The organism is Pseudomonas sp. SK2 (assembly GCF_016772395.1).
GTDB lineage: Bacteria > Pseudomonadota > Gammaproteobacteria > Pseudomonadales > Pseudomonadaceae > Aquipseudomonas > Aquipseudomonas taiwanensis.
Genome location: NZ_CP061944.1, coordinates 3687953 through 3706113 on the forward strand (window position 1 = coordinate 3687953; position 18161 = coordinate 3706113).

The following is an 18161-nucleotide window of genomic DNA, read 5'->3' on the forward strand; positions in this document are numbered from 1 at the left end:
GCTCAGGCCGTGCAGGCCACGGCCGGCATCGCCGAGCTGGAGGAAAGCGGGTTTGTGCAGCAGGCGTTCCAGGTCCAGCGAAGGGCGTTCGCTGACCAGCTCGAGGTCAATGGCATAGGCGTGGCTGATGGCTTCCGTGCCGTTGAAGGCGAGGACCTGGAAATCGTGCTCCAGGCCGTCGATGTGCAAGCTGAAATGGGTCTGGTTCGCGGCGGCAAACATCCCTGTCCTCCTTTAGGAAAACGTAGTGAAAACGACCGCAGCCCGCCGCGCGAACGCGGCAGGCAGCGGTGTGATCCAGGTTTAGCCTGCGACCGGAACGCGCCAGTCGTCGGAACCGGAAGTCCCGGAGACCTCGTGGGTCCAGGTGATCTTGCGGTAGGTGAAGTACACGTCTTCCAGGTGGGTGAAGTGGGCGTTGGCCGGGTCCTGGCAGTTGTGCATGTAGTCCTTCATGTCGACGATGATCGCGTCTTCCAGGACGGTGGTGTAGTAGTGCTCCTGGGTGCCGGCGGCCGAGGTGCGGTACCACTTGATCTCGACCTTGGTCATGCGCTCACCGGAGGTCAGGGCCGCCAGCAGCAGTGGCGAGGCCTTGTCGAAGACCTTGGTGATCTTCACCGGTTTGTGCACGCGCTGGCCGGTCGGTTGGCCGGACTGCGGATCACGGGGGATGATCACCTGGTGGTCGAAGCCCTGGACCATCACCTGGTCTTCGTGGCCTTCCTGGTAGGTGTTGCCCACCGAATCGGCGGTGAACGCGCCAGCGGTGATCAGGCCTTGTTTTTCGCCGGTGACGGACATGTACGCGGGTGTTGCCATGGTGCTGCTCTCCTTGCTGTGGATAAGTGCCTTTTTCGGCAGCTAATTGCCGGTCAATCGGATCTTGATATGACAAAAGTCGTGCCAACTTGAGGAAAAGCCTTGTAGATCAAGGCCTGCAGCGATCCACGCTGAAAATCGGGGAGCTTTTTCGGAAAAAACCACGGGAAAAGTGCGCAACTTCTTGCGCAGTGGTGTGCAAAAAGTTGCGCAGTTGCCTGTACGCCATATTTCTCAAGGCCTACAGGAATGTGTGCACAGGTTTATCCACATTTGAGTGCGCAACTTCTTGCGCAGTTGACTGGAAAGTCAGGTGACAGGAAGCAGGCCAATACGGGTGATCTCGGGAGGGGCGGAGAATGGGACTCTACGAGAGCCCGCACTCCCGACGAACGGCCATTCGAAGGCTGCCGGGTGCCTGCCGGGAAAAAAGCGCCGCCCGCGCGGCGCATCGCGGATAAATCCGCTCAGGGATGGCTTGCACTTTCAGGAACGGTGCGGTCTGCCAGTCAGATGAACACGCGACCCTTGAGGTAGAGCGCCGCCCGGCCGCTGATGATCACCCGGCCATTGCCAGGCACTTCACAATGCAGCTGACCCTTGCGTGCCCCGCCCTGCTCGCAGCTCAGACTGGTCTTGCCCAGGCGTTCGGCCCACAACGGCGCCAGCGAGGTGTGGGCCGAACCCGTGACCGGGTCCTCGTTGACTCCGACCCGCGGGCCGAACCATCGAGTGACGAAATCATAGCCACGACCCGGAGCAGTGACAGCGATACCGCGTACATCGAAGGCTGACAATGCGACGAAATCTGGCTTGAGCGGTTCAAGCAGCGAAGCGTCATCGATCATCAGCACGAAGTCATCACTGCGGTAAAGCTGCCCCGCTACGTTCAGACCCAGGGCTTGCAGCAAACCTGCGGGGGTGTCCACCGCGACCGGCTGCCTGGCCGGAAAGTCCATCGCCAGCAGTCCGTCGGCGCCACGGCTGACCCGCAGTTCGCCGCTGCGGGTATTGAAGCGCAGCACTTGTGCCTGTTCGCCCAATTGCTCGAACAGCACATAGGCCGACGCCAGCGTGGCATGCCCGCACAGATCGACCTCGACCGCCGGGGTGAACCAACGCAGGTCGTACGTCTCGCCATTGCGGACGAAGTAAGCGGTTTCGGATAGGTTGTTCTCTTCGGCAATGCGTTGGAGCCTGTCGTCCGGCAGCCAGCTATCCAGCGGAATCACCGCCGCTGGGTTGCCCCCGAAAGGCTCAGCACTGAAGGCATCGACCTGGAATATCTCGAGTTGCATCAAACACTCCTTGAGGCCCGGTCACCGCCGGGCGGAATCGAAAGCGAAGGTTACTGGCGCACCGGCGTCAGCACGGGCTCGCCGGCAAAGAAGGCCTGCAGGTTGCGCAATACCAGGGACACAGTATCCCGCGCGGCCTCCGGCGACAGGCCAGCTACATGGGGCGTCAGCACGGTGTTGCCGAGGGCCTTGAGCGCATCGGGCACGGCAGGCTCGTCATCGAACACGTCCAGCGCGGCACCGGCGATCTGCCCGCGCTCGAGTGCTGCGACCAAGGCCTGGGTATCCACCACACTGGCACGGGCGATGTTAACCAGGTAGCCCTCGGCCCCCAGCGCCTCCAGCACCTGGGCATCGACCAGGTGTCGGGTAGTGGCGCCCCCCGGCGTGGCGACCACCAAAATGTCCACGTCCCGGGCCAGGCTCAGTGGGCTGTCGAACCAGGCGTAGGGCACGTCCTGGCGAGCCGTGCGGCTGTGGTAGCTGATGCTCATGTCAAAGCCCAGGTGGGCACGCTTGGCAATCGCTTGCCCGACTGCACCGAGACCGAGGATGCCCAGGCGTTTGCCGCTGACCGAGGGGCTGATTACCCGGTTCCATTCGCCTCGGCGGGTACCGGCGTCGGCGCGAGGGATATCGCGCAGCAGCGCCAGCAGCATGGCCAAGGTATGGTCGGCGACTGCCGTGGCGTTGGCTCCGGCGCCATTGGTGACGGTAATACCACGCGCGGCGGCGGCGGCTAGGTCGACCTGCTCATAGCCGGCACCGATCACGCAGATGATCCGCAGCTGGTGTAGCGTGTCGATCTCGGCGGCGGTCAAGCCAAGCGGGCCACGGGTGAGTACCGCGTCGATCTCATGGGCATGGTTGGCGATGGCATCGGCACGTAGCGAGGGCGACGGGGCTCGGATCAGCCGATAGCCTGCCTCTTCCAGCAAAGGCAGGTAATCGTCGACGGTCTCCACCAGTACCAGAACTGTTTTGCTCATGCCGCCTCCGAGTTCGTTCAAAGGGGCATTATGCGGAGTTACCGTACAGTACAGTCAATCGATAAATCGAGGTTCAACTGTACTGTAATGGTGGTTTGCCCCAAGGGCCTATTGGGCGAATGCCCTGCCAAGACCGCCGGGCACACCACTGCTGTCGGTTTCCTGCCACGGCCCATCAGGGCTCAGCGACCAGCTCCAGCCCCCATCCCAGCGGTAATAGGTGCGCTGTCTGTAGAAGGTATTAGGTTTTTTCTCTAGCACGTATACACCCAGTTTCGGGTCCCAGTGGCTGGCACCGCCCGGTGGCGGCGCGAAGCTCGCGGAGGTGCGCGGCATCGGTTTGGGTATCGACGCCGGCTTGCTCGGCTGGGTAGACGGTCGACTACCCGGCAATGGCTTTACCGCCGGCCCCTGGTGCGGCGGCGTCTCGATGCGAGGTTCGGGCTGCTCGTACGGCTCGTGCACCGTACACGCAGACAAACCCAGGGCCAGGGTGATCAGGGTCAGGCGGACGGTGCTGTGCATGGCGTGGTTCTCTTACAAATCGGGGCTGTCGATGATCAGGTGCTGGGTAGCCTGGGTGCCTTTGGCCAATGGCGCGCCTTGGCCGATCCACTCGCCGCGGGTCGGTTGGCCGGCACGTGAGACACGGGCAACCAGTTTGACTTCGGCAAAGTCGGACAGTTTCATCTGCGGCATCATCGCATCGGCGTCGGACAACTCCACTTCGATCGGTAACTGCGCGACCGTCACCCGCTTGGCCGCCAGAGGCATCGGTGGGCCGTTCAGGGCACGGGCGAAGATGAACACCGTGTCGTCAGGCTTGACCTTGTCCTTGAGCGCAGCGGCCAGCTCCACACGCACTTTCACCCGTGCTGCCACGGGTGCGGCGGGCTTGCCACCGAGCCGCTCGGCGGCGCGGTCGATGCCGCCCTGCAGAGCCGCGCGCGAGGCATCACCCTCCTGCAACAGGGCAAGCAGTCGCTGCCAGTAGTCGATGGCTTCCTGGTAGCGCTCGCCCTCGAACGCCGCGATGCCTCGCAGGCCCAGGCTGGTCACTTCCTTCGGATCGGCTTGCAGTGCTTCGTCGGTAAGCGCCTGCAATGGCGCGCTCCATTGCTTGTCGGCGGCAAAGTACAGCGCCTGGGCCCACTGGCCGAGCAACTCGGGCTGGCGCCCGGCCAAGGCTACGGCACGCTCGAAGGTACGCGCTGCATCGGCTGGGCGCTGCTCGGCCATATAGGAACGGCCCAGAAAGTACAGGCCCTCGGCAGAGTCTGGCTGGGCCTGGACAGCGCGCTCCAGGCGCGAGGTCATCTCTTGCAGGGTCTTGGGCGCCTCGGCGAACTCCTCAGTCAACTCGACCTTGTCCGCTGCACCAAAGTGCAGGTACAGCCCCAATGCCATTACGGGAACAAGTACCGCCGCCAGCAACGGCAAGGCTTTGCCCAGATAGCCCTGACGCTGCGCCTCGCCACCTTCGGTGTCAGCCAGCAGTTCACGGGCCGCTTCGTCACGCCCACTGGCCAACTGCGTTTCATCGAGCACACCGGCCGCCTGCTGGGCAGCCAGTTCGGCGACCCGTTCCTGATACAGGGCCACGTTCAGTGCGGTACGGTCTTCTTCCTGCTGGCGACGGCGGCCACGCAGGATCGGAATCAGCAAGAAGCCGAGGGCGGCGAGCAGCAGCAGGCCCGCACTAAGCCAGAATTCAGTCATGGGTCTGTTCTTTATCCAGCAGTTTGGCGAGACGCTCGCGTTCTTCGACGGACAGCTCCTTGGCACCCTGCGCGGCAGGGTCGCGGCGTCGACGGACCATCACCGCCAATACCACGAAGCCACCGGCCAGCAGAATCCCAGGGCCAAACCACAGCAGCCAGGTCCGCCCACTGAGCGCCGGCTTATAGCGCACGAAATCGCCATAGCGGTCGACCATGAAGTCAATGATCTGCTGGTTGCTCTTGCCCTCGCCCAGCATGCGGAAGATTTCGCGGCGCAGGTCAGCGGCAATCGGTGCGTTGGAGTCGGCGATGTCCTGGTTCTGGCATTTGGGGCAGCGCAATTCCTTGGTCAGTTGCTGGTAACGCTCGCGCTCTGCCTCATCGCGGAACTGGTAGGTGTCGATGGCCGCCTTGGCCACGCCGGCCAGGCTCATGCCCAGCACGGCGGCTGCAAGCCAGCGCCTCATGGCTTGGCCTCATCGACCAGCCCTTGATACAGCGGCGCCAGTTGCTCACGCCAGACCGCCGCGTCGACGACACCGACGTGCTTGTAGCGGATGATGCCCTGGGCATCGATCAGGAAGGTTTCCGGTGCGCCATACACACCAAGGTCCAGCCCCAGCGTGCCCTGCTGGTCACGGATATCGAGCTGGTAAGGGTTGTGGAACTCCGCCAGCCACTTCTGCGCGGCGGCATTGTCGTCCTTGTAGTTGACCCCATGGATCACCACACCCTGCTGGGCCAGTTGGTTCAGGTACGGGTGCTCGACCTTGCACGATGGGCACCAGGTCGCCCAGACGTTGACCAGCGCCGGGCGGCCAAGCAGATCGGCCTGGGTGAGATTGCGATCGCCTTGCACCGAGGCGAGGGAGAACGCCGGGAACGGCTTGCCGATCATCGCCGAAGGCAGCTCGTCGGGCTTGAGGAACAGCCCCTTGTAGAGAAACACCGCCACCAGCAGGAACACCGCCAGGGGTACTACCATGATCCAACGCTTCATACAGCTGCTCCAGACACGCCCAGGACATCACGCACCCGGGTCTTGACCTTGACGCGGTAACGTCGGTCCAGGGCCGCCAGCAATCCGCCCAGACCGGTCAGCAGACCGCCCAGCCAGATCCAGCGGACGTAAGGCTTGATGTGCACACGCACGGCCCAGGCGCCGTTCTCCAGCGGCTCGCCCAAGGCAACGTACAGGTCACGGGTGAAACCGGCATCGATACCGGCTTCGGTCATCATCGACTGCTGCACGGTATACAGGCGCTTTTCAGGGTGCAGCGTGGTGATCTCGCGGCCCTCGCGGGACACCACCACCGTACCCTTGTCGGAGATGAAGTTAGGGCCCTCGAAGTGCTTGGCGCCCTGGAAAAGGAAGTGATAACCGCCCAGCTCGATGCTCTCGCCCGGAGCCATGCGCAGGTCGCGCTCGGCGCTGTTGTTGCTCGACAGCACCACGCCCAGGGCGCAGACCGCCAGGCCCAGGTGCGCCAGCTGCATGCCCCAATAGCTGCGGCTCAGGCCGCGCATGCCCTTGACCAGGCCTTTGTGACGGGTCTTGTCGACGATATCGCGCAGGCCAGCCAGCACAACCCAGGACGCCAGGGCGAAGGCGCTCAAGGTCGGCCAGTCGAAGTCGTCGACGATCAGGCCCGCAACCGGTGCAAGCACTGCGCTGCCGATCAACACCGGGGTCATCATGCTGACCAGCCACGTGCCAGGGGTGTCCTTCCAACGCACCACCACGCCGACGCCGAGCACCACCATCAGCAACGCCATCAAGGGCAGGAACAAGGCATCGAAGTAAGGGGGGCCGACCGATAGCTTGGCCCCGGTCAGCGCGTCGAGCACCAGGGGGTACAAGGTACCCAGCAGGATCATCGAGGCTGCCACCACCAGAATCAGGTTATTGGCCAACAGCAATGTCTCGCGCGACCATAGGGCAAAGCCGACCTGGCTTTTCACCACCGGTGCGCGCAGGGCGAACAGGGTCAGCGAACCGCCGACCACGCACAGCAGGAAGATCAGGATGAACACGCCTCGGGACGGGTCGGCGGCGAAGGCATGCACCGAGGTCAGCACCCCGGAACGGACCAGGAAGGTTCCCAACAGGCTCAGGGAGAACGCGGCGATGGCCAGCAGTACCGTCCAGCTTTTGAAGACACCACGTTTTTCGGTCACCGCCAGCGAATGGATCAGCGCCGTACCCACCAGCCACGGCATGAACGAGGCATTCTCCACCGGGTCCCAGAACCACCAGCCGCCCCAGCCCAACTCGTAGTAGGCCCACCACGATCCCAGGGTGATACCCACCCCGAGAAACGCCCAGGCAACGATGGTCCAGGGCCGCGACCAGCGTGCCCAGGCCGCATCGAGACGGCCACCCAGCAGAGCGGCAATGGCGAAGGCGAATGCCACCGAGAAGCCGACATAGCCCATGTACAGCATCGGCGGATGGACGATCAGGCCGAAGTCCTGCAGCAACGGGTTGAGGTCGCGTCCGTCGGTCGGCACCTGCGGCAGCAGACGCTGGAAAGGGTTGGAGGTGATGATCAGGAATGACAGGAAACCGACGCTGATCATGCCCATCACCGCCAGTACCCGGGCCAGCATCACGTGCGGCAGTTGCCGCGAGAACACCGATACGGCAAAGGTCCAGCCACCGAGAATCAGCGCCCACAACAGCAACGAGCCCTCATGGGCACCCCACACCGCGCTGAACTTGTAGTACCAGGGCAAGGCACTGTTGGAGTTGCTGGCCACATAGGCGACCGAGAAATTGTCGGTCATGAAGGCGTGGGTCAGGCAGGCGAAAGCGAACGCCAGAAACGCGAACTGCCCCCAGGCCGCCGGGCGCGCCAGGCTCATCCACAGGCTGTCGCCACGCCAGGCCCCCAACAACGGCACACTGGCCTGCACGACGGCGAAGCAGATCGCCAGGATCATCGACAATTGTCCCAGCTCAGGGATCACCAACGCCGCATTCATGGCTTGGACTCCGCACCAGTGGCGGCCTGGCCGCTTTCCTTCAGTGCCTTGGTGACTTCCGGCGGCATGTATTTCTCATCGTGCTTGGCCAACACCTCGTCGGCCACCACCACACCGTCGGCATTGAGCTTGCCCAGGGCAACGATGCCCTGCCCTTCGCGGAACAGGTCAGGCAGGATGCCGCGGTAGGTGATCGGCACCGACTTGTTGAAGTCGGTGACCACGAAACGTACGTCCAGCGAGTCGGACGAACGCTGCACCGAGCCTTTTTCCACCATGCCACCGGCACGGATGCGTGTGTCCAGCGGTGCTTCGCCGTTGGCGATCTGAGTCGGTGTATAGAACAGGTTGATGTTCTGCTGCAGGGCGCTCAAGGCAAAGCCGACGGCAACGCCGACACCGACCAGCAGGCCGAGGATAAGCAACAGGCGTTTCTTGCGCTGCGGATTCACTGGTTGTTCTCCCGGCGCAGACGGCGCGCCTCTTCTTGCAGGTAGCGGCGACGGGCCAGCAAGGGCATGGCGACATTGACCGCCAGCACCGCCACGCAGATGCCGTATGCCGACCAGACGTACAGGGCATGATGACCCATGGCGAGGAAGTCGCCGAATGAAGCAAAGCTCATCACGCCACCCTCCGACCCAGGCTGTTCAGGACTTCTTCACGTACCCAACTGGCCCGCGCCTCGCGCTTGAGCACTTCCAGGCGCATGCGCAGCAGCAGCACGGCACCGAAGAAGCAGTAGAAGCCCAGCGCCGTGAGCAACAGGGGCAACCACATCTCGGCGGGCATCGCCGGTTTTTCCGTCAGGGTGAAGGTGGCGCCCTGGTGCAGGGTGTTCCACCACTCCACCGAGTACTTGATGATCGGGATGTTCACCACTCCGACAATGGCCAGCACCGCGCACGCCTTGGCCGCGCTGTCACGGTTACTGATCGCCTGGCCGAGGGCGATGATGCCGAAGTACAGGAACAGCAGGATGAGCATCGACGTCAGCCGCGCATCCCACACCCACCAGCTACCCCAGGTCGGCTTGCCCCAGATGGCCCCAGTAACCAGCGCCACGGCGGTCATCCAGGCGCCAATGGGGGCTGCGCACTGCAGCGCGACATCGGCCAGCTTCATCTTCCACACCAGCCCCACTACCCCGGCCACTGCCAACAGCACGTAGCAGGACTGCGCCAGCATGGCCGCCGGTACATGGATATAGATGATGCGGAAGCTGTTGCCTTGCTGGTAATCCTGCGGGGCGAAGGCCAATCCCCAGATCACGCCGGTGACCAGCAGCAAGATGGCGGAGACGGTCAGCCACGGCAGCATTCGACCGCTGATGGCATAGAACCATTTTGGGGAGCCCAGCTTGTGGAACCACGTCCAGCTTATTTTCATCAGGGTACATCCAGGGTATTTGCCGGGCTTGAAAGCCCGGGACTCGTTATTCGCCGACGCTGATCTTGAGGCCGGCGGCGATCGCAAAGGGTGCCAATGTCACTGCCAGGGCAGTCAGGCTGGCAAGCCAGAGCAGATGGCCGGTTGCCGGCATATTCTGCAACGCCGCTTGCAACGCACCACTGCCCAGGATCAATACTGGGATATACAACGGAAGAATCAGCAACGCCAGCAGCAAACCACCTCGCTTGAGCCCGACGGTCAAGGCAGCCCCCACCGCGCCCAGCAGGCTCAGCACGGGAGTACCCAGCAGCAGAGAACCCAGCAGCACCGGCAGGCAGTGGCTCGGCAGGCCCAGCATCAACGCCAGCAGTGGCGCCAACAATACCAGCGCCAACCCAGAAAAGATCCAGTGCGCCAGTACCTTGGCCAGCACCAGCATGGCCAGGGGATGCGGCGACAACACCCATTGCTCCAGCGAGCCATCCTCGAAATCGCTGCGGAACAGGCCATCGAGCGACAGCAACACCGCCAGCAGCGCCGCGACCCAGACCAGACCTGGCGACAAGGTTTGCAACAATTGGCTTTCAGGGCCTACCGCCAGCGGAAACAGCGCCACGACGATGGCGAAGAACACCAGCGGGTTGGCCAACTCGGCCGGGCGGCGAAACAGCAGACGCGCTTCTCGGCGCAACAACAGGATGAATACACTCATGCCGCCCATTGCCCCAGGTTCAGTTCTCGGTAGCCGGAGGGTTTGCGCTCCAGGGTGTGGTGAGTGGTGAGCACCACTGTACCGCCCTGCTCGCAATGGGCCGCAAGGTGCGCCTCCAGTTGCGCCACGCCCTGCTTGTCCAAAGCCGTGAAGGGTTCGTCGAGAATCCACAGCGCTGGGCTGTCGAGGTACAACCGGGCCAGGGCCACCCGCCGCTGCTGCCCTGCGGACAGGGTATGGCAGGGCACGTCTTCGAAACCGCGCAGGCCGACGGCCTCCAGCGCATTCCAGATGGCCTCCTCGCTGGCCGGTCGGTGCAAGGCGCACAACCAGGTGAGGTTTTCCTCGGCGGTCAGCAGGTCCTTGATACCAGCGGCGTGACCAATCCACAACAGAATGCTGGCCAAGGCATGGCGCTGCTCGGCCAATGGCTTGCCACCCAGCAGAATCTGCCCGGCAGTAGGCTGCATCAGCCCGGCCAGCAGGCGCAGCAGGCTGGTCTTACCGCTGCCGTTGGGGCCGCTGATCTGCAGCATGTCGCCAGGCCGCAGTTCGAAATGCAGGTGCTCGAACAGCAGGCGCAGGTCGCGCTCGCAGGCAAGGCCCACGGCTTGGAGGTGAAGGGTCACAGGTTCGCCTTATCCAGTTTCGGGATCCTGTTCGGTGTCGTCTTCTTCACGGGTGAACCCGCGATGGAGACGACACCGAACCTGACCCCGGAGTCTCAAGTCGCCCGCCTCGCTGCCGTTATACTGGCAGTGGCGGACGAGCGGCATTATTACATGCGGCGCCTCGCTGCCAAGAGGGCGGGTTCGACAGGTTGTATACAATCATGACTGAAATCAATAGTCTCGGCACACAAACCGCGATCAACCCGCAAGCGATCAAAGCGGCCATGACCGGCGAACTGCTGAGCCTGCTGCAAGCCCAGCCGGGGTTGCTCAAGCCAGGCGAGACCGCGCAGGCCGAGGTGGTTTCGTTGCGCCAGGTGGGCCAGGACTTCCAACTGGTGCTGCGCATTCTTCAGGCCAACGGCAACCAGACCCAGGTGCAGGCCAGCGCCAGCCAGCCACTGCCCCAGGGCAGCCAGATCACCGTGAGCCAGCCAGAGAGCAATCGCCTGGCGGTGATGGTGCAGCAGGCCGGTGCCAGCAATATCGCCACCCTCACCCGCCTGGACACCAGCAAGGTGCCGGTCGGTACTCTGCTGCAAGGCAAGGTGCTGACCAATCAGCCCTTGCCACAGGCTCCGGGTCAGACGGCCAACTTCCGCTCGCTGGTGAGCCTGCTCAACAGTGCCCAGGCCGGGGCCACCCTGACCATCGACAGCCCTCGCCCGCTACCGGTGGGCAGCCTGCTGAGCGCGCTGGTGCAGGGTGACCAGTCGCTGAAGTTCGTACCCCTGAGCGGTCGTCAGGATCAACTGAGCATTGCCCAGCAACTCGTCACCCAGCAAAGCCGCCAGGCCTCGTTGCCAGGCCTGCTCAACGCCTTGCAGCAGATCACCCGCGACCCTGGCAGCAATGGCGAGGTACGCGCCATCGCCGAGCGCGTGCTGGCCAACTTGCCTGAAGTGCGTCAGCTCGGGGATGTGAAAGCCATCGCCCAGGCGCTGGGCAACAGCGGCGCCTTTCTTGAAGCGAAACTGCTAAGCGGGCAGCCCGCCGGCGTGGCCACGGACCTCAAGGCGCAACTGGTCAGGCTGGTGGCGCAAGCCTCCGCGCAAGCGCCCATCGCGCCTTCGACCAGCGCCTCGACACTGGCCCAGGTCATGCCCGCCGTCGCCCGTGGTGCCCTGGGCATGCTTGAGCGTGTCACGCCAAAACCGCCACCTGGGGCCTTTCCGCTGCCTTCTCGGCTGATGCAGGCGATGGAGGACGAAAGCGACCTGCAACAGCTGCTACGCCTGGCCGCAGCCGCCATCTCGCGAGTGCAGAGCCATGCACTGAGCAGCCTGCAACAAACCGGCAACCTGGAAAATGGCAACCTGCAGACCACCTGGCAGACTGAAATCCCGGTCCGTCACGGCCAGGAGTTCATTCCTTTGCAGGTGAAGCTGCAACGCGAGGAAACCCCGCAGCAGCAAGCCGACCGCCAGCGCGAGCCGCAGCCCCTGGGTGAAGCCTTGTGGCGTATCGAGCTGGCCTTCGACCTTGCCCCATTGGGGCCCTTGCAGGTTCAGGCCCAACTGAGCCGGGGCCGGCTTTGCGGGCAATTGTGGGCAGAACGTGAGCGGACCGCCCAGCTGATCGACAGTCAACTGGGTGAGCTGCGCGCGCGCCTTCTGGCGCGTGGCGTGGATGTCGGCGACCTGGAGTGCCACCCGGGCATTCCACCGCACGGGCCACGTACCCGCGTCGAACAACGTTGGGTGGACGAAACCGCATGAGCTACCCGCAATCACGCCAGGCTATCGCCCTGAGCTATGACGGCCAAAACGCCCCTACCCTCAGCGCCAAGGGCGAAGACGAACTGGCCGAGGCCATTCTCGCCCTGGCCCGCGAACACGAAGTACCGATCTACGAGAACGCCGAACTGGTGCGCCTGCTGGCACGCCTGGAGTTGGGCGAGCAGATTCCCGAGGCACTGTACCTGACGATCGCTGAGATCATCGCCTTTGCCTGGCAGCTGCGCGGCAAGGTGCCCTATGGTTTCGACGATTCTCCTCCGGGCGAGCGTGACGTGACCGAAGTGCTGCCGGGCCTGCCTGCTCCAGGCCACTGAGTTGTCGGGCAAGCATTATCTACCGTTGCGCTGGCGCTGAGTCGGTCGATGCTATGGCTTTTCACAGCCACGGAGATCGACATGCCCAGCTCTCGGATCAACACTGCCGGCGTCCAGTTCGTACGCGACCATCTGGCCACTGTTCCTCGACCCGATCGCGAGGCCAGCCGCGCGATTGGCGACTGGCTATCGGCACAAGGTGTGGACCTCGACCCTGATCAGGTCGATGTGGTAACGCTGCATGTCCATCCAGATGGCGTCGCCAGTTACCAGGCCGTTGTCGTGCAATGCATAAGCCTCACTCAGGCCGTGCTGATGAACTGGCAAGGCGAGACCAACAACGATTTTTTCGGTGGGCTGTTCAACCAGCCGTGGGCCGGCAAGCTTCCTGGCGATGGCCCGATTACTATCGTCGATCGGTTACCAGCGCAACCCTTGACCGATAACGGCGCGTGGTACCAGGTGTTCAACGGCCTGTTCAGGCGCACCACACCCGCCCGTTACGACCACTCGACACTGCTCGACGTGCGTGCCGAAGCACTGCAACGTCACATCGAGGCGCTGGATTTCCACAGTCGCTACACGGCATTGCTGGATGCGTACTGGCGGGACCATCTGCCAGGCTACCGCCTGTGCTGCAAACTCAATTTCATCGCCGCCTGCAACAAGCAGATTGCTGAAGGCAGCCTCAGCGATGCAGCACGCAAGCTCGCCTGGCGCGCCGCAGGCCTGATTCCCCGTGGCAAGGGCTTGCGCCTGAGCACCTTGAACATCTATGGCTATGCCGCCACCGACCTGCTGTACCTCAACGACGCCAGCTCCGACCTGACCCTGCTCTATGCACCCGGCAACAGCTCGCCTCTGCTGGAGTTCGCCAGTGAAGAGCTGCTCAAGGACTGGGTGGGCCAGCAGTGCAGGAATGCCGCCAGCCGCCAGGCCCTGAAACGACACTTTCGCTTGGCCGATGGCCCTCAAGGTATCGACTTCAGCGGCCTGGACACCGCCCTGGAAGGGCTGGGGGTCTACCCGCTCAACCACAGGCTTCCCCCGGAACATGGTTACTTCAACGATGACGGTCGCTGGCCGCCGCGCACCTACGTCAACTACCGACCAGGCAAGTACAACCCGAGGATCACCGGCGACCTGTTCCAGGCGCTGGCCGAGCGCCAGCGTCAACGCACTTATGACGATGCCGATTTCATGATCACCAGCAACGCTGAGGTGACCAAGTCCAAATGGGCCAGTTACCTGAACGCCACCCTCAACTTCGTGGCCCCCCTCACTTTCGTGGTGCCAGGGCTGGCACCCTTGCTGGCCGTAGGGGGCATCGCACAGATTGCCCTGGGTCTGGATCGGGCTATCAACGGCAGATCCCTTCGGGCCAAGCAAGCCGGTGTCGGCAGTGTGGCCTGGGGGCTATTGAACGCCGCGCCCGCAGTAGCGCATGCAGCATCCCAGGGCGGTAAGCTGTTCAGTTTCAAATCGGGCGATTTCGTCAGACCGGTGCGAGTCAACGAGCAGTGGGGATACCCACTCAGCCCCATGGATCCGCCGCACCTGCCGGAACTGGACGTGGCGCCGTTCTTCGAGGCTGGACCAGCGCGTGCAGAGCAATTGCCTGCAGCAGAGGTCTTTCCGGTCGGTCGTTCGGTGGACTGGGCGACCAAGACACAAGTCATCACTGGCAGCTATGCCGTCGATGGCTACCTGGTAGAGCTCGACCTTGTCTACGATATCGAGTTCGATGTGTTCGTCGAAAAAAGCGAACTGAACAGTGTCGAGCCGACTGTGTATGAAGCCCGCCCAGGTGATCCGTTGGTGCGTCGGGTCATGCCTGGCCCACGCCATGTGACCGACGACATGCGCATGGCCACGCTGCGCAGACTTGGCGTAGACTTGCAGTTGCCGCTGCACATCCCCGACACACCAATTGGCGCACGCCCGATTCCAAAGAAGATTTCGTCGCTGTGGGTCGGCGACAAGGTGATCGCCCCGAACCTGGTGGAAAACCTCGCCAGAAACGCCAGGCGCTTGAACAGCACTCAGTACCAGTACCGCTTGTTCCTTTCCAACGCCCATCCCCAGGTCTATGAACAAAACTTCCGCCAGCTGACCGAGAACGCCCCTGGCTTGCGGGTGGAACCGCTCGAGGAGCAGCCGTTCTTTCAGACGTTCAGCACCAGCAAGCATTACCCGCAGTATCGAGCTGCACTGGAGGGCAATGGCGGCGTCGCCACCAACTACAGCTCAGCCTCGGACGTGCTGCGCTATCCCATGCTGTATCAGGAGGGTGGTCTTTACATGGATGTCGACGATGAGCTGCTCGAGGCGGGTGGGCAGCATTCCGGATGCATAGGCACCGACGCATGCACCGCGCAAACCCTGGACGATGTCGTGCTAGCCACTACCGATGATGGGCTGTTGCTGCACCCTCCCCTGAGCAACAACCTGCTCGACATGGAAATTCAATACAACACCAGCATGATCGGAAGCCACCCTGGCAATCCGACGCTGCTGGCCATTTCCGAGGAGATGCATGCCCGCTACCAACGCCATCCTGACTTCTACCGCGTCAGGCCCGACCGCGCCCAGGACCCGGAGGCATTCCACGCCTACACGCGACGCCTGAGCCAACTGACCGGGCCGGCAATGATGAACGATGTGATCGACCGCTTGCTGCCAGACCTCTACCGACTGCGGCAGATCGAAAGGCTGATGAAACTGCCGGTCATCAACGGCCGTGCCTATGTCGACGTTCAACGCTGGAGCACCGCCGAGCGCGCGCTGACGCCCCTTGGGCGGTTCGCGCGGGTTGGCAGCGCGCAATCCTGGATCAGCCACTGAACGAAGAAGGCGACCTCTCGGTCGCCTCCCTGTATCACTCGGTGCGGTGCAGCTTGCTCATCAGCTCCGCCTCGGCCTGGGTCAGCCCACAGGTCTCGGTCAACTCGGCAACGCTCGCCCCCATGCCCACCAGCTTGGCGGCCTGGGTGAAGGTGACGTTGCTGGGATCACGCTGCTCCAGCCGCTCCAGCCGGTCAGGCAGGGTCGCCACGGCCGCACGGATTTCGTGGATCGCTTCGCCCATGCGCACGGTGACGTTCTGGTAATCGTCCAGGCGCTTGGCCAGGTCCTTGATGCGCTGGTCGCGCAGTGCATCGCCCTGGGCCTGCTGGGCAGCCAGTTCACGCTGACGCTTGCTGTAGTTGAGGAAGAACCACAGGCTCAACGCCCAGAGCAGCGCCAGGAAGATGACAGCAACCTCGAAAATCAACTCAGATGTTCTCCAGCTCGGACCACTCTTCCTCGGTCATCATCTTGTCCAGCTCGACCAGAATCAGCAGTTCGCCGTTCTTGTTGCATACGCCCTGGATGAACTTGGCCGACTCTTCGTTACCGACGTTTGGCGCGGTTTCGATTTCAGACTGGCGCAGGTAGACCACTTCGGCAACGCTATCGACAAGAATGCCGACCACCTGCTTGTCGGCCTCGATGATCACGATACGGGTGTTGTCGGTGACCTCGGTAGGCATCAGGCCGAAGCGCTGACGGGTGTCGATCACCGTCACCACGTTGCCGCGCAGGTTGATGATACCCAGTACGTAGCTCGGGGCACCTGGCACCGGGGCGATCTCGGTGTAGCGCAGGACTTCCTGCACCTGCATGACGTTGATGCCGTAGGACTCGTTATCCAGACGGAAGGTTACCCACTGCAGAATCGGATCTTCAGAACCCTGTGCGGACGACTTTTTCATTCCCCTACCCCTCGAAATCCGCCAACGGCGGTGTGTTCTGTCATTTATGTTTAGCGTGCATCTGCTTCACGGCGCCGCTGGCGATCAACTCAGCCAGTTCGGCGACGTCGAGCAAAGCACACATGTGTTCGATCACCGTGCCAGCCAGCCAGGGGCGCTGGCCACGTTGGCTGCGCCACTTGATTTCGGCCGGGTCCAGACGCAGGGAACGGCTGACCTGGTGCACGGCCAACCCCCATTCGTAGCCCTGGACGGAAATCACGTACTGCAGGCCCTGACGGAAATCATCGCGGTAGCGATCAGGCATCACCCAGCGTGCGGTATCCAGCACCTTGAGGTTGCCCGCCTGGCAGCTGAGGATCCCGAGGAACCAGTCCGGCTGGCCGAACAACGGCGTCAACTCCTGACCGCCCAGGCTGTAGATCGAGCCTAGGCAGACAAGGGGTACCGCCAAGGTCAAGCCGGCCACGTCGAACAGCAAGCACTCGAACGGCTCGGCCGCCCAGGCGGGTCTTCCGTCGAGGGTGGCAGGTGGTACGGGCAGGTTCGGCGCTGGCAGATGCACATCGACCAACGGTGCCACCGGCTCGACGGCCGACTCGGTCAGGACCGGAACGCTGGCTTCGGCCACCACTTCGGTCTCGACCACGGTGACAACCGGCGCCTCGACCGGCAAAACCGTTGGCAAGACCTTGGCCTTCGGCTCGGCGAATGGCCTGGGGGCGACGCTGGCTAGCGCTGCTGGTGCCGGCTGCTGCCGCGCATCCCGGGCCTGCTCCTCGCGTACGGCAGCGGCGAATTCGTCGCTGGGCTGCGCGTCGGCCACCTTGGCGGCCGGCGCTTCGTGAATGTCTTCTACCTCGGTGGCTTCCTGCAGCAGGCCATCAAGATAGGATTGCAGGGCCAGTTGTGGCCGGGTGCTGACTGGCTGGGCATGTTGCGTCATCAGGCCACCTGCAATGCGGATTTGTAGGTCAGCAAGTGCTTGAGCAGTGCCCGATAGGCGATAACGCCGCGGCTCTTGCCATCGAACTGCGAAGGCGTGACGCCATTGCGGCTGGCATCGCGCAGGCGCGTATCGACCGGGATATAGCCTTGCCAGACATGCTCCCCGTAGGTATCGCGCAGCAGTTTGAGGGTACCCAGCGAAGCTTGGGTACGACGGTCGAACAGGGTCGGCACGATCTGATAGGGCAAGGCTTGCTTACGTGAGCGGTTGACCATCGCCAAGGTACCGATCATCCGCTCCAGGCCCTTGACGGCCAAAAATTCGGTCTGCACTGGAACGACCAGTTGCTGGCTCGCGGCCAGGGCGTTGACCATCAGCACGCCGAGCAAGGGCGGGCTGTCGATCAAGGCAAAGTCGAAATCCTGCCACAGCTGCGCCAGACTCTTGGCGATGACCAGGCCCAGGCCACTCTGCCCCGGCGACTGGCGCTCCAGCACCGCCAGCGCGGTGCTCGATGGCAGCAGCGAAATACGCTCGTCGCTGGTCGGCAGCAGCAATTGCCCCGGCAGCCCCTCAGGCACCGTGCCCTTGTGCAAGAACAGGTCGTAGCAGCTGTGCTCCAGCGCATCGGGGTTGTGCCCGAAGTAACTGGTCATCGAGCCGTGCGGGTCGAGGTCGACCACGACCACGCGCTTGCCCGCCTCGGCCAGTAGGCCGGCCAGGGCAATGGTGCTGGTGGTCTTGCCGACGCCACCTTTTTGATTGGCTACTGCCCAGACTCTCATAGGACAACTCTAGACTCATTGATGCCGCA

At 63.1% G+C, this 18161-nt stretch carries 20 protein-coding genes and 1 pseudogene; 3 read left to right on the top strand and 18 right to left on the bottom strand.

Annotation, left to right across the window (positions count from 1 at the left end):
* Nucleotides 1-3 precede the first annotated feature (3 nt).
* The 14 genes and pseudogenes from IF103_RS16475 to ccmA all read right to left on the bottom strand — a co-directional run.
* Nucleotides 4-222 (bottom strand): annotated as a pseudogene (locus IF103_RS16475) (type VI secretion system tip protein VgrG); the annotation flags it as partial.
* 81 nt (nucleotides 223-303) lie between these two features.
* On the bottom strand, nucleotides 304-822 hold the full coding sequence (locus IF103_RS16480) for an Hcp family type VI secretion system effector (protein ID WP_023381485.1): 519 nt from the start codon (nucleotides 820-822) through the stop codon (nucleotides 304-306).
* Nucleotides 823-1331: 509 nt separating this feature from the next.
* Complete coding sequence (locus IF103_RS16485; RefSeq protein WP_023381486.1) at nucleotides 1332-2120, bottom strand: PhzF family phenazine biosynthesis protein; 789 nt, start codon at nucleotides 2118-2120, stop codon at nucleotides 1332-1334.
* 50 nt (nucleotides 2121-2170) lie between these two features.
* Complete coding sequence (locus tag IF103_RS16490) at nucleotides 2171-3109, bottom strand: 2-hydroxyacid dehydrogenase (protein WP_023381487.1); 939 nt, start codon at nucleotides 3107-3109, stop codon at nucleotides 2171-2173.
* 108 nt (nucleotides 3110-3217) lie between these two features.
* Nucleotides 3218-3634, bottom strand: a complete 417-nt coding sequence (locus IF103_RS16495) for a hypothetical protein (protein ID WP_023381488.1) — start codon at nucleotides 3632-3634, stop codon at nucleotides 3218-3220.
* A gap of 12 nt (nucleotides 3635-3646) precedes the next feature.
* On the bottom strand, nucleotides 3647-4828 hold the full coding sequence (gene ccmI / locus IF103_RS16500; protein WP_202675493.1) for a c-type cytochrome biogenesis protein CcmI: 1182 nt from the start codon (nucleotides 4826-4828) through the stop codon (nucleotides 3647-3649).
* Nucleotides 4821-5297, bottom strand: a complete 477-nt coding sequence (locus IF103_RS16505) for a cytochrome c-type biogenesis protein (RefSeq protein ID WP_023381490.1) — start codon at nucleotides 5295-5297, stop codon at nucleotides 4821-4823. The genes ccmI and IF103_RS16505 overlap by 8 nt, the downstream gene beginning before the upstream one ends.
* Complete coding sequence (locus IF103_RS16510; protein WP_202675494.1) at nucleotides 5294-5830, bottom strand: DsbE family thiol:disulfide interchange protein; 537 nt, start codon at nucleotides 5828-5830, stop codon at nucleotides 5294-5296. Before IF103_RS16510 ends, IF103_RS16505 begins: the two co-directional genes overlap by 4 nt.
* Complete coding sequence (locus IF103_RS16515; protein ID WP_177429864.1) at nucleotides 5827-7800, bottom strand: heme lyase CcmF/NrfE family subunit; 1974 nt, start codon at nucleotides 7798-7800, stop codon at nucleotides 5827-5829. The genes IF103_RS16510 and IF103_RS16515 overlap by 4 nt, the downstream gene beginning before the upstream one ends.
* A gap of 11 nt (nucleotides 7801-7811) precedes the next feature.
* Nucleotides 7812-8267 carry a cytochrome c maturation protein CcmE gene (ccmE, locus tag IF103_RS16520; protein WP_104881413.1) on the bottom strand — a complete coding sequence of 152 codons (456 nt, stop codon included), beginning with the start codon at nucleotides 8265-8267 and terminating at the stop codon, nucleotides 7812-7814.
* Nucleotides 8264-8440 carry a heme exporter protein CcmD gene (gene ccmD, locus IF103_RS16525; protein ID WP_104881412.1) on the bottom strand — a complete coding sequence of 59 codons (177 nt, stop codon included), beginning with the start codon at nucleotides 8438-8440 and terminating at the stop codon, nucleotides 8264-8266. The genes ccmE and ccmD overlap by 4 nt, the downstream gene beginning before the upstream one ends.
* On the bottom strand, nucleotides 8440-9204 hold the full coding sequence (locus tag IF103_RS16530; RefSeq protein WP_023381495.1) for a heme ABC transporter permease: 765 nt from the start codon (nucleotides 9202-9204) through the stop codon (nucleotides 8440-8442). Before IF103_RS16530 ends, ccmD begins: the two co-directional genes overlap by 1 nt.
* Nucleotides 9205-9250: 46 nt before the next feature.
* Complete coding sequence (gene ccmB / locus IF103_RS16535; RefSeq protein WP_371263234.1) at nucleotides 9251-9928, bottom strand: heme exporter protein CcmB; 678 nt, start codon at nucleotides 9926-9928, stop codon at nucleotides 9251-9253.
* The gene (gene ccmA / locus IF103_RS16540) at nucleotides 9916-10548 is read right to left on the bottom strand and encodes a cytochrome c biogenesis heme-transporting ATPase CcmA (RefSeq protein ID WP_023381496.1); all 633 of its coding nucleotides are present in this window, start codon (nucleotides 10546-10548) and stop codon (nucleotides 9916-9918) included. Before ccmA ends, ccmB begins: the two co-directional genes overlap by 13 nt.
* A 203-nt stretch (nucleotides 10549-10751) precedes the next feature.
* Between ccmA and fliK the strand changes: the two genes are divergently transcribed.
* From fliK to IF103_RS16555, 3 genes are all read left to right on the top strand, one after another.
* Complete coding sequence (gene fliK, locus IF103_RS16545) at nucleotides 10752-12308, top strand: flagellar hook-length control protein FliK (RefSeq protein WP_104881409.1); 1557 nt, start codon at nucleotides 10752-10754, stop codon at nucleotides 12306-12308.
* Nucleotides 12305-12643: an EscU/YscU/HrcU family type III secretion system export apparatus switch protein gene (locus IF103_RS16550; protein ID WP_202675495.1), complete on the top strand. Its 339-nt coding sequence runs from the start codon at nucleotides 12305-12307 to the stop codon at nucleotides 12641-12643. Before fliK ends, IF103_RS16550 begins: the two co-directional genes overlap by 4 nt.
* An 81-nt stretch (nucleotides 12644-12724) precedes the next feature.
* Complete coding sequence (locus IF103_RS16555) at nucleotides 12725-15487, top strand: dermonecrotic toxin domain-containing protein (protein ID WP_104883419.1); 2763 nt, start codon at nucleotides 12725-12727, stop codon at nucleotides 15485-15487.
* Nucleotides 15488-15521: 34 nt separating this feature from the next.
* Here IF103_RS16555 and IF103_RS16560 read toward each other — a convergent pair whose 3' ends face one another.
* Genes IF103_RS16560 through IF103_RS16575 form a run of 4 tightly spaced genes read right to left on the bottom strand, consistent with a single transcriptional unit; the run spans nucleotide 15522 to nucleotide 18132 of the window.
* A complete protein-coding gene (locus IF103_RS16560; protein WP_027908246.1) occupies nucleotides 15522-15917 on the bottom strand; it encodes a DUF2802 domain-containing protein in 396 nt (131 codons plus the stop codon).
* 1 nt (nucleotide 15918) lies between these two features.
* The gene (locus IF103_RS16565; RefSeq protein ID WP_003254393.1) at nucleotides 15919-16398 is read right to left on the bottom strand and encodes a chemotaxis protein CheW; all 480 of its coding nucleotides are present in this window, start codon (nucleotides 16396-16398) and stop codon (nucleotides 15919-15921) included.
* Between the two features lie 40 nt (nucleotides 16399-16438).
* On the bottom strand, nucleotides 16439-17344 hold the full coding sequence (locus IF103_RS16570) for a CheW domain-containing protein (RefSeq protein ID WP_202675496.1): 906 nt from the start codon (nucleotides 17342-17344) through the stop codon (nucleotides 16439-16441).
* A complete protein-coding gene (locus tag IF103_RS16575) occupies nucleotides 17344-18132 on the bottom strand; it encodes a ParA family protein (protein WP_023381503.1) in 789 nt (262 codons plus the stop codon). The genes IF103_RS16570 and IF103_RS16575 overlap by 1 nt, the downstream gene beginning before the upstream one ends.
* Nucleotides 18133-18161: the final 29 nt, after the last annotated feature.